Below are 10,260 nucleotides of genomic sequence, written 5' to 3' on the forward strand. Positions count from 1 at the left end.
GCGCGGCCCCGGGGAGAACCCGGTAGGCCGCGCCCCTCGTCGTTTCGGCTCAGGCCTTGATCTCGTCGCCGAGCAGGGCCGCCCCGGCGACCGAGTCGCGGGCGAGCGCCGCGAGGAACGACTTGGCCCAGCGGTCCACGTCGTGCGCGAGGACCTGTCGACGCAACGCGCGCATCCGTCGCCTGCCCTGTTCGCGATCCTGCTCGAGGGCCTCGACCATGCTGTCCTTGACGCCGTCCAGGTCGTGCGGGTTGGTCAGGTAGGCCTGACGCAGTTCCGCTGCGGCACCGGTGAACTCGGACAGCAGCAGCGCCCCTCCGAGGTCGCTGCGGCAGGCCACGTACTCCTTGGCTACGAGGTTCATGCCGTCGCGCAGCGGGGTCACCAGCATGACGTCGGCGGCGACGAAGAAGGCGACCAGTTCCTCCCGCGCGATCGGCCGGTGCAGGTAGTGCACCACCGGCCGCCCGACCTGACCGAACTCGCCGTTGATCCGGCCGACCTGCTGTTCGATGTCGCCGCGCATCTGGATGTAGCTCTCGACCCGCTCACGGCTCGGGGTGGCGAGCTGGACCATGACGTTGTCGGCGGGATCGAGTCTGCCTTCCTCGAGCAGTTCGCGAATGGCGTTGAGCCGGACGTCGATGCCCTTGGTGTAGTCGAGTCGGTCCACGCCGAGCATGATCTTGCGCGGGTTGCCGAGCTCCTTGCGGATCTGCTTGGCGCGGTCGCGGACGGCCTTGGTGCGCGAGAGCTCGTCGAGCTTGCCGGAGTCGATCGAGATGGGGAAGGCCCCGACCCGAACGTTGCGGAAGCCGACCTGGACCACGCCCAGCTTGGATCGGACACCGACATTGCCGCGCGAGGTCGGCTGGCCGGCGAGCCGCCGCGCCAGGTACAGGAAGTTCTGCGCGCCGCCGGGCAGGTGGAATCCGATCAGGTCCGCACCGAGCAGTCCCTCGACGATCTCGGTCCGCCACGGCATCTGCATGAACAGCTCGACCGGCGGGAACGGGATGTGCAGGAAGAACCCGATCGTCAGATCGGGCCGCAGCATGCGCAGCATCTTCGGTACGAGCTGGAGCTGGTAGTCCTGGATCCAGACGGTGGCGCCCTCGGCCGCGGCTTCCGAGGCGGCCTCGGCGAAGCGCCGGTTCACCTCGACGTAGGCGTTCCACCAGCTGCGGTCGTAGACGGGTTTGACGATGACGTCGTGGTAGAGCGGCCACAGGGTGGCGTTGGAGAAGCCCTCGTAGTAGTCGGCGACTTCCTGCGCGCTGAGCCGGACGGGGTGCAGCTCGATGCCGTCCTCGACGATGGGGCCGAGATCGGTGTCGGGCACCCCGGGCCACCCGACCCAGGCGCCGCTCTTGCCGCGAAGAATGGGTTCGAGTGCGGTGACCAGGCCGCCTGGACTGCGCTTCCATCGGGTGCTGCCGTCGGGGAGTTTCTCCAGGTCGACGGGCAGCCGATTGGCGACGACGACAAACTCCGAGGCGGCTGAGCCCACTGTCTTCCTTCGGGTCGGGGGCCGCGTGATCCGTCAGCCCTGAGCTTTCGGAGCTGACGGAAGCGGCGAGCTAGTCGATCTTGGCCGAGGGGCCGATGCCCAGCATAGACAGCAGCATCCGGCATTCGTCGGCGTCTTCCGCATACGCGGCGACGACGCGCTGTGCCTGACGTGCGGTCTCGTCGGCGACCGGTTCGAGCTCCTCGTCGGCGATGTCGTTCTCGGTGGTGGTGTCGGTGGCCATGGTGCTGGTTCCTCCCAGGCGAGCTGCCGAATGTGCAGCTTGTCGTTCGTCTGAGCGACTCTAGGAGAACCAGGCTGTCCTGCGCCAGTTCCCCGTCGGTTAGGGTTCGCTAACTTAACGAAACGAGGGGGTCGGATGGGGCGCACACCCACCCGCATCGGCGGTGGCGCAATCCTGCGTCGCACGCTCGGCAGGCACCGCGGCAGGTTGGCCGTGGGCACGGCGCTGCTGGTCGTGCACCAGCTTGCGGAGACCGCAGTGCCGATCGCGATCGGCGTGATCGTCGGCAGGGCGATCACGACCGGGGCGACGGGTGCTCTGCTGTGGTCGGTGGCGGGACTGGGCGCACTGTTCCTGGTGCTCACCGCCGCGTGGCGCACCGGTGCGCGGCTGATCGTCGCCGCCATGCAGAGCGAGGCGCATCTGCTGCGGGTGGAGGTGGCCGGCCGGATCCTGCATCCGCGCGGTGTCCGGACCGATCTGCGCTCCGGCGAACTGCTGACGGTCGCGACCTCCGACGCGGAGCGTGAGGCGTGGATCCTCGACGTACTGCCGCGGATCGTCGCTGCGCTGACCGGTGTGGTGGCCTCGGCGGTCACGTTGCTGCTCATCGACGTCCCACTGGGCCTGGCGGTCCTGCTGGGCACCCCGGTGATTCTCGGGCTGATGCAACTGGTGGCCCCGCTGATCACCCGCCGGGCCACCGCGCAGCAGGAGGCGACCGCCCGCGCGTCGGGCATGGCGACCGATCTGGTCGCCGGGCTACGGCCGCTGCGCGGGATCGGTGCCGAGGCCGAGGCGACCCGGCGTTACAGGGAGGTCAGCGGGCGCGCGCTCGACGCCACCCTGCGGGCCGCCCGGACCTCCGGCGCGTTCCTCGGCGCGTCGGTGACGGTCAGTGCGTTGCTGGCGGTCGGCGTGGCCGGATTTGCCGGCGCCTTTGCGCTGGAGGGCAGAATCACCGTCGGCGAGCTGATCACCGTGGTCGGGCTCTCGCAGTTCGTCATCGAGCCGCTCGGCATGCTCGCACGGGTGCCGGGGTACGTCGCGAACGCCCGCGCGTCGGCGGACCGCCTCGCCCTGGTGCTCGACGCGGAGCCGATGGTGCCGGCCGGCTCGCATCCGCTGCCCGCCACCGCCGACCTCGAGCTCGCCGACGTGCACTACCGCTCGTTGCGCGGGCTGTCCCTGCGCGCGGAGCCCGGAGAGCTGCTCGGGGTGCTCTCGCACGGCCCGCAGGACGGCGAGGCACTCGCGCAGTTGCTGTCCGGACACGTCCCGCCCGAGGAGTACCTGGGGAAGGTCACCGTCGGCGGTGCGGGCCTGGCCGAACTCGACCTCGCGCAGGCCCGCCGGGCGCTGCTGGTCGAGCCGCACCACACCGACCTGTTCGCCGGCACCGTCGGCTCGAACGTGGCGGCGGGCAGGCCCGACGCGGACCCGGCGGCCGTCCGCCTGGCGCTGGAGGCCTCCGCCGCGTCGGAAGTCGTCGGAGCCCATCCGCACGGACTCGATCTCGCCGTGACCGACCGCGGCTCGAGCCTGTCCGGCGGGCAACGGCAGCGTGTCGCGTTGGCGCGGGCGCTGCTCGCACAGGCGCCGGTGCTCGTGTTGCACGATCCCACCACCGCCGTCGACGCGGTGACCGAACAGGCCATCGCGGAAGGCATCTCGCGGCTGCGGCACGCCTCGGACGAACCCCGGCTGCACACCACCGTGCTGATCACCAGCAGCCCGGCGCTGCTGTCGGTCGCGGACCGCGTCGTCGTGCTCGCCGACGGCCGCGTCGCGGGCGAGGGCACGCACGGCGAACTCGCCGCGGCCGACGAGAACTACCGGAAGGGCGTGCTGCGATGAGCGCACTCGGCGCGGCGACCGATGTGTCGCAGGCGAATGCCGTTGTCCGCCTGCCGATCGCGTCGGCGCGGGAGAGCTGGGCCTGGCTGCGCGCCGAATTCGGCCGAGCCCGAGGGCTGACCGCGGCGACGGTCGCCGTCGGCCTGGTCGGCGCCGCGGTGTCGCTGGTGCCGATCTACGTGTTCGGCGTTCTGGTGGACCAGGTCCGGGCCCACGAGCCCGTGTCCGCGATCGTCGGCGTGGTCGTGGTGATCACCGTCGCCGCGATCGTCGGCGGGGTGTTCGCGGGCTGGGGTTCGGTGCTGATCAGCAGGCTCGGCGAGAGTCTGCTCGCCCGGCTGCGTGAGCGGACGGTCGAGCGGGCCCTGACCCTGCCGGTCTCCACCGTCGAGCGAGTCGGCAAGGGCGACTTGCTCTCCCGGGTCGGTGACGACGTGTCGGTGATCGGCAAGGCGGTGTCCGAGGTGGTGCCGAACCTGGTGTCGGCGGTGCTGCTGGTCGGGCTCAGCATGGTCGCGATGCTCGGCATCGACTGGCGCCTCGGTCTCGCCGGGGCCGTCGCGTTGCCGATGTACGCGCTCGCCCTGCACTGGTACCTGCCGCGGTCCGGACCGATGTTCGCGGCGGAGAGGGTCGCCATGGGGGAGCGGTCCCAGTCGCTGATCGCCAGCATGACCGGCGCCCGCACGGTCCGCGCCTACGGGCTCGAGGAGCAGCACCTGGCCGAGATCGACCAGGCCTCCGGTCGTGCCCGCGACATCGCGACCGGGGTGTTCGCCCTCTTCACCCGGTTCGCGGGCCGCGGCAACCGGGCGGAGTTCGTCGGGCTGTCGTCGATCCTGGTGGTCGGGTTCGTGTTGGTGAAGGGGGAGCTGGCGACGGTCGGCGAGACGACCGCCGCGGCGCTGCTGTTCCATCGGCTCTTCAACCCGATCGGCATGCTGATGTACACCTTCGGCGAGATCCAGTCCGCCGGCGCGAGTCTGGCCCGGCTGGTCGGCGTGGTCAACATCCCGGCACCGCGGACCCAGGCGTCCGGCGCGATGCCCGCGACCGCGGAACTGCGACTGTCCGGCATCCGGCACAGCTACGACGGTGACCGGGAGGTGTTGCGCGGCATCGACCTTCGAGTCGCGCCCGGCGAGCGGGTGGCGTTGGTCGGGTCGACCGGCGCGGGTAAGAGCACGGTGGCCGCCGTCGCGGCGGGTTCGATCGTTCCGGCCGCGGGCTCCGTCACGATCGGCGGTGTGCCGCTCGCGGAGCTGGGCGGCGACCTGCGCGGGCAGGTGGTGATCATCAGCCAGGAGGTGCACGTGTTCGCCGGTCCGCTGATCGAGGACCTGCGCCTGGCCCGGCCGTCGGCGAGTGTGCCCGACGTCGAGGCGGCCCTGGCGACGGTCGGCGCGCTGGAGTGGGTGCGCGCGCTCGACGCCGGGCTCGACACGGTGGTGGGGGAGGGTGGGCACCCGCTCACCGCCGCGCAGGCTCAGCAACTGGCGCTCGCGCGGCTGGTACTGGCCGACCCGCCGGTGGTCGTGCTCGACGAGGCGACGGCCGAGGCGGGCAGCGCCGGTGCCCGCGACCTGGAGGCGGCCGCGGACGCCGCGACGCGAGGGCGCACCGCGTTGGTGGTCGCGCACCGGCTGACCCAGGCCGCGGCCGCCGACCGGGTGCTCGTGCTCGAGCACGGTGAGGTGGTCGAGAGCGGCGCCCATGCGGACCTCGTTGCAGCGCAGGGACGGTACGCACAGTTGTGGGCGGCGTGGGAGGGTCGCTGACCGGTGATGTTTCGACGGGATCGCGGCGCAGCGATGGCGCGCGGTCGGTAAACGTGCGACGCTGGCCCAGCGAGCAGGTCTCCCGAGGATGTGCAGGTGATCGACGATGCCCATCGACAACGATGTGTACGACCGAGTCGGCGCGACCTGGTGGGACGAGGACAACCCGCTCAACATGCTGCACGGGAGCCTGACCCCGGGGCGTTTCGCCTACTTCCGGGAGGTGCTCGCGCAACGGTTGGGACACGACTACGCGGGCCTGCGTGCGCTCGACATCGGCTCGGGCGGCGGCTTCCTCGCGGAGGAGTTCGCCCGCATCGGGTTTCGGGTCGTCGGCGTGGATCCGTCGGTGGTGTCGGTCGACGCGGCCCGACGGCACGCCGCGACCGGTGATCTCGACATCGACTATCGGATCGGGGCCGGTGAGCGGCTGCCGGTGCCGGACAACACCTACGACGTCGCCTACTGCTGCGACGTCCTCGAGCACGTGACCGACCTCGACGCGGTCATCGGTGAGACCGCTCGTGCGTTGAAGCCGGGTGGGCTCTACCTGTTCGACACCATCAACCGGACGATGGTCAGCAGGATCGTGGCCATCAAGATCATGCAGGAGTGGCGGCTGACGCGACTGTTCGACACCGCCGTGCACGACTGGTCCATGTGCATCAGACCCGACGAACTGGTCGTGGCCCTCGACCGGCGCGGGCTGCGGACCGGTCAGGTCGTCGGGCTGGGTCCGCGGTCGAAGAATCCGCTGCGGGTGCTGGACATGGCGCGGGCGGCGCGCGGGCGCCTGTCCTGGGGAGAGGCGAGTCGGCGACTCGACTTCGGCCGGACCAGGACCACCGCCATCTCCTACATGGGCTACGCGGTCAAGGCCTGACGGCAGCCGCTAGGTCAGGAGTTTGGCGCGCAGGGTGTCGATGGTGGCCTGGTCGAGTCCGAGGCCGTCGCGCACGTACTTGTCGAAGCTGCCGTAGATCCGGTTCATCTGGTCGAAAGCCGCGTCGAGCCAGGACAGGTCGACGGCGTCGGTGCGGCCGAGGTAGGTGTTCGACGCCATGAAGTCGGCATTGACCATGTCGCGAGGGACTCCGAGCAGGGTGAGCAGCACCGCGGTGCTCCAGCCGGTGCGGTCCTTGCCTGCGCTGCAGTGGTACATCGTGGCGCCACTGTCGTTGTGCGCGATCGCCTTCAGCAGGTCGCCGAACGCCACGTCCGAGCCGTGGTAGCTGACCATGAAGGGGTACCCGACGGACTGCCCGATGTTCGAGGACCCGCTGACCGCGGCGTCGATCAGCGCGCGTCCGAGCGTGAGCGGCACGAACTCGTGGAACCAGAAGCCGTTGTCCAGGCCGACCACGTCGGCCACCTGATATCGCACGCCCGGCGGAAGCCGGTCCGGCGCCTCGGCGCGTTCGGAGGCGTTGCGCAGGTCCACGTCGAGCGTGACGTTCGCGGCGGTCAGCTTCGCCAGGTCCGAGTCGGTCAGCGAGTCGATCTTGTTGGAGCGGTAGACGACCGCCGTGCGAACCTTCCGGCCGTCGGTCGTGGTGTAGCCGCCGATGTCGCGGAAGTTCTTCGCTCCGTCGAGTCGGACCGCGTCCGGGGCGGGGGCGGGCAGTTCCGGGAGCGGCGCCGACGGCCCGGACGAACCGAACTGCGACGACCCGGACATCAGTGACCCGGCCGAGATGTCGGACGATTGCGCGGCGGCTGTCGCGGGCCCGACGAGGGCAGGTGTCAGGGCGACGAAGGTGGCGATCGCGAGACTCAGGGGCCGTGCCCCTCGGCGTGCTGTCAACGTCGTACTCCCTCGAACGTCCCGGCGGGAGGGTCTGCCCCCGCAAACCCGTGCGAGGTTACAAGCCCGCGGCCGGACGGGGGCCGTTTTCCTGTGACGGGTCATACGCGTGAGACGGCGGCGTCGTCGGTCCTGGTGGTGCGGGTGATCAGCCAGCCGAAGGCCGCGGCCACCGGGAACATCACCACGCCGTACACCGCCGCAGGCACCGCCAGTCGCACGCTGTCGAGCAGGCTGATCGCAATCGTGATGGCGAGCGTGCTGTTGTGGATTCCGATCTCCATCGAGCAGGCGACCGACTGGCGGTCGGTGATCCCCAGTCGGCGCGGCACCACGTAGCCGACGGTGAGGCTCAGGACGCAGAACGCGACGGCGATCAGGCCGATCGCCGCGGCATAGTCGGCGATGTTCTCTCGCTCGGAGACCACGGTGCCGACGATGACGAGCGCCAGCACCGCCGCAGACCCGATCCGCACCGGACGGTCCGCCCGGTCGGCGAGGGCAGGCGACCGGCGTCGGGTCGCGATGCCCAGTGCCACCGGCACCAGCACCACCGAGAAGACCTGCAGCACCTTGGTGAACTGCAACCCGAGGCTGCCGCCGCCGTCCGCCGGATCGAAGTAGCCGAGCGCAAAGTTGGTGATGACCGGCAGTGTCACCACCGCGAGCACCGAATTGACCGCGGTCAGAGTGACATTGAGCGCGACGTCGCCGCGGAAGAGGTGGCTGAACAGGTTGGCGGTGGTGCCGCCGGGCGAGGCCGCGAGCAGCATCATGCCCACGGCGAGCAGGGGGTCGAGGTCGAACGCCGTCACCAGGCCGAAGGCGATCGCCGGCAGCAGCACGAGCTGGCACACCAACGCGATCGCCACCGCCTTGGGATGGCGTGCCACCCGGGCGAAGTCGTCGACGGTCAGGGACAGGCCCAGACCGAACATGATGATCGCCAGCGCGGCGGGCAGCGCGACCGAGGTGAGTGCGGAATCCATGGTGGGCGGCTACTTCCGGGCTCGGCGGTGGGATGTCCGCCCGAAGCTACAGCGCCGCCCGAAATGTCGGGGTCGTTTCCGTCAGGACAACCCGGTGGTGTGCGGGCTCGAATCCGCACACCACCCGAACGACTAGACGCCCAGGTAACCGCCGCCGTGCGGGAAGAACTCCTTGCCGGTCATCTCCGTGCCGTCGTCGAGGCGAACCCGCTCGATGGACAGGCCCTTGTTGCGGCCGCTCCAGGCGTCCGGGCCCGCGACGATGACCATGCCGTCGCCCTCGTGGATGAACACCCGGCCGGGGGTACCGCCGTAGCAGCCCTGCGACACCGACGACTCGAGCACGCGGACGCGCTGACCCTTGAAGGTGGTGAACGCGTTGGGGTACGGATCGGACTGGGCGCGCACGAGACGTTCGATGACCTCGGCGGGCCAGGTCCAGTCGATCCGGCTGTCCTCGGGGGCACGCTTGTGGAAGAAGGTGGCCTGCGAGCGGTCCTGCGGGGTCCAGTCGGTGCGACCGGACTCGATCAGGTCGAGGGCGTCGACGGCGATCGGGCCGATCATGTCCACGGTGCGGTGGAACAGGTCGGTCACGGTGTCCTTCGGCCCGACCGGGGTGGACCGCTGCAGCACGATCGCGCCGGCGTCGAGTTCCTCGTCCATCAGGTGCGCGGTGAGGCCGACCTCGGACTCGCCGTTGAGGAGCGCCCAGATCAGCGGTGAGAAGCCGGTGTACTTCGGCAGCAGCGAGTCGTGGATGTTGAGAGTGCCGTACCGGGGGCGGTCGAAGACGTCCTTCGGCAGCCAGGTCCGCCAGTTGTTGGCGACGATGATGTCCGGGTCGGCCTCGGCGAGGGCGGCCTTGAACGCCTCGTCGGGCTTGTTCGCGATATGCACCGGCACGGAGTGTTCGGCTGCGAGATCGGCGACCGAGTCGGCCCACATCCGCTCGTAGGCGTGATCGCTGCGGGGATGGGTGACCGCGAGTACCACCTCGTGCTTGGAGCCGAGGAGGGCCTGCAGGGTACGGTGACCCCAGGTCTGGTATCCGAGCGTGGCGACTCTCAAGGGTTCTCCTCCTGGGGCGAGCGCGTCTGTGTGCCGTCGAGGGGATCGACGCGGGCTAGCTTAGGCTAACCATATGTTTCGGGTAGCGGGCCGTCCCGGTTCCTCGCCAGAAAGGTTCGTCGATGCCGCTCGCCACGATCAATGGGATTCAGCTGAATTACCAGGTCAAGGGCTCAGGTGACCTGGTCGTGCTGATCATGGGGACGGGCAGCCCCGGGCGGGTGTGGGACCTGCACCAGGTGCCCGCGCTGCTCGAAGCGGGTTACCGCGTGTGCACCTTCGACAACCGTGGCATCGCGCCGACCGACGAGTGCGCGGGCGGCATCAAGATCGAGGAGATGGTCGCGGACACCGCGGCGCTGATCGAGCACCTCGGCGGCGGTCCCGCCTATGTCGTCGGCACCTCCCTCGGTGCCCGCATCGCGCAGGAACTGGCGCTCACGCGCCCCGAGCTCGTGCGCAGGGCCGTGTTCCTCGCGGCGCACGGCAGGCGCGACGCGCTGCAGAAGGCGCTGTCGGAGGGCGAGCGGGAACTCGACCGCAAGGGCATCACGCTGCCGAGCAGTTACCGCGCGGCGATCACCGCGGTGCTGAACCTGTCGCCGGCCTCGATGGTCGACCAGATGGCCGCGCAGGACTGGCTCGACATCTTCGCGTTCTCGAAGTCCGAGACCTCGCCGGGCGTCCGGGCGCAGCAGAATCTCGACGACTTCGGCGACCGGCTGTCGGCGTACGGCAAGATCACCGTGCCGTGCCTGGCGGTCGGCTTCGCCGACGACCGGCTGGTGCCGGCGCATCTCGCGGCCGAGGTGGCCAAGGCGATCCCCGGAGCCCAGTACGTCGAGCTCTCCGACTGCGGCCACTACGGATACCTCGAGCGTCCGGACGCCGTGAACTCCGCGGTGCTCGACTTCCTCGCGGGGGAGTAGATCCGGCAGCTAGTTTGCCTACCCTAATGCGGGATAGCCTATCCTAATCTCCGAACCTGACGCCGAACGTTGGCGTCG

Annotated in this window: 9 protein-coding genes; 4 read left to right on the forward strand and 5 right to left on the reverse strand. The window is 70.1% G+C overall.

Annotation, left to right across the window (positions count from 1 at the left end):
* Positions 1 to 49 precede the first annotated feature (49 nt).
* Together ACFXGJ_RS05005 and ACFXGJ_RS05010 are read right to left on the reverse strand one after the other, a co-directional pair.
* Complete coding sequence (locus ACFXGJ_RS05005; RefSeq protein WP_378425683.1) at positions 50 to 1,510, reverse strand: trehalose-6-phosphate synthase; 1,461 nt, start codon at positions 1,508 to 1,510, stop codon at positions 50 to 52.
* A 70-nt stretch (positions 1,511 to 1,580) separates the two neighbouring features.
* Complete coding sequence (locus tag ACFXGJ_RS05010; protein ID WP_181762798.1) at positions 1,581 to 1,754, reverse strand: hypothetical protein; 174 nt, start codon at positions 1,752 to 1,754, stop codon at positions 1,581 to 1,583.
* Positions 1,755 to 1,889: 135 nt separating this feature from the next.
* Between ACFXGJ_RS05010 and ACFXGJ_RS05015 the strand changes: the two genes are divergently transcribed.
* The 3 genes from ACFXGJ_RS05015 to ubiG all read left to right on the forward strand — a co-directional run bounded on the left by ACFXGJ_RS05015 (position 1,890) and on the right by ubiG (position 6,272).
* On the forward strand, positions 1,890 to 3,611 hold the full coding sequence (locus tag ACFXGJ_RS05015; RefSeq protein ID WP_378617105.1) for an ABC transporter ATP-binding protein: 1,722 nt from the start codon (positions 1,890 to 1,892) through the stop codon (positions 3,609 to 3,611).
* Entirely contained in the window at positions 3,608 to 5,389 is a 1,782-nt protein-coding gene (locus ACFXGJ_RS05020) for an ABC transporter ATP-binding protein (protein WP_378617107.1), read from the forward strand. The genes ACFXGJ_RS05015 and ACFXGJ_RS05020 overlap by 4 nt, the downstream gene beginning before the upstream one ends.
* A 106-nt stretch (positions 5,390 to 5,495) precedes the next feature.
* Positions 5,496 to 6,272, forward strand: coding sequence for a bifunctional 2-polyprenyl-6-hydroxyphenol methylase/3-demethylubiquinol 3-O-methyltransferase UbiG (gene ubiG / locus ACFXGJ_RS05025; protein WP_378617109.1), 777 nt, complete (start codon positions 5,496 to 5,498; stop codon positions 6,270 to 6,272).
* Between the two features lie 9 nt (positions 6,273 to 6,281).
* On the opposite strand, the gene ACFXGJ_RS05030 is transcribed toward ubiG, so the two are convergent.
* The 3 genes from ACFXGJ_RS05030 to ACFXGJ_RS05040 form a co-directional block, all read right to left on the reverse strand.
* Positions 6,282 to 7,193, reverse strand: coding sequence for a tyrosine-protein phosphatase (locus ACFXGJ_RS05030; protein WP_378617111.1), 912 nt, complete (start codon positions 7,191 to 7,193; stop codon positions 6,282 to 6,284).
* 101 nt (positions 7,194 to 7,294) lie between these two features.
* Positions 7,295 to 8,182, reverse strand: coding sequence for a bile acid:sodium symporter family protein (locus tag ACFXGJ_RS05035; protein ID WP_378617114.1), 888 nt, complete (start codon positions 8,180 to 8,182; stop codon positions 7,295 to 7,297).
* Between the two features lie 132 nt (positions 8,183 to 8,314).
* Positions 8,315 to 9,253 (reverse strand): methionyl-tRNA formyltransferase, encoded by a 939-nt coding sequence (locus ACFXGJ_RS05040; protein ID WP_378617116.1) that lies wholly within the window; start codon positions 9,251 to 9,253, stop codon positions 8,315 to 8,317.
* A gap of 122 nt (positions 9,254 to 9,375) precedes the next feature.
* Here ACFXGJ_RS05040 and ACFXGJ_RS05045 point away from each other — a divergent pair, with 122 nt between their 5' ends.
* On the forward strand, positions 9,376 to 10,182 hold the full coding sequence (locus ACFXGJ_RS05045; protein ID WP_378617118.1) for an alpha/beta fold hydrolase: 807 nt from the start codon (positions 9,376 to 9,378) through the stop codon (positions 10,180 to 10,182).
* Positions 10,183 to 10,260 lie beyond the last annotated feature (78 nt).

The sequence above is a fragment of the Rhodococcus sp. NPDC059234 genome, from assembly GCF_042754225.1.
Lineage (GTDB): Bacteria > Actinomycetota > Actinomycetes > Mycobacteriales > Mycobacteriaceae > Rhodococcus_G.

What these genes read in the sequence shown, in the direction of transcription:
- ACFXGJ_RS05020 (WP_378617107.1), top strand. Translation starts at nt 3,608, where the DNA reads ATGAGCGCACTCGGCGCGGCGACCGATGTGTCGCAGGCGAATGCCGTT.
- ubiG (WP_378617109.1), top strand. Translation starts at nt 5,496, where the DNA reads ATGCCCATCGACAACGATGTGTACGACCGAGTCGGCGCGACCTGGTGG.
- ACFXGJ_RS05015 (WP_378617105.1), top strand. Translation starts at nt 1,890, where the DNA reads ATGGGGCGCACACCCACCCGCATCGGCGGTGGCGCAATCCTGCGTCGC.
- ACFXGJ_RS05045 (WP_378617118.1), top strand. Translation starts at nt 9,376, where the DNA reads ATGCCGCTCGCCACGATCAATGGGATTCAGCTGAATTACCAGGTCAAG.
- ACFXGJ_RS05010 (WP_181762798.1), bottom strand. Translation starts at nt 1,754, where the DNA reads ATGGCCACCGACACCACCACCGAGAACGACATCGCCGACGAGGAGCTC.
- ACFXGJ_RS05035 (WP_378617114.1), bottom strand. Translation starts at nt 8,182, where the DNA reads ATGGATTCCGCACTCACCTCGGTCGCGCTGCCCGCCGCGCTGGCGATC.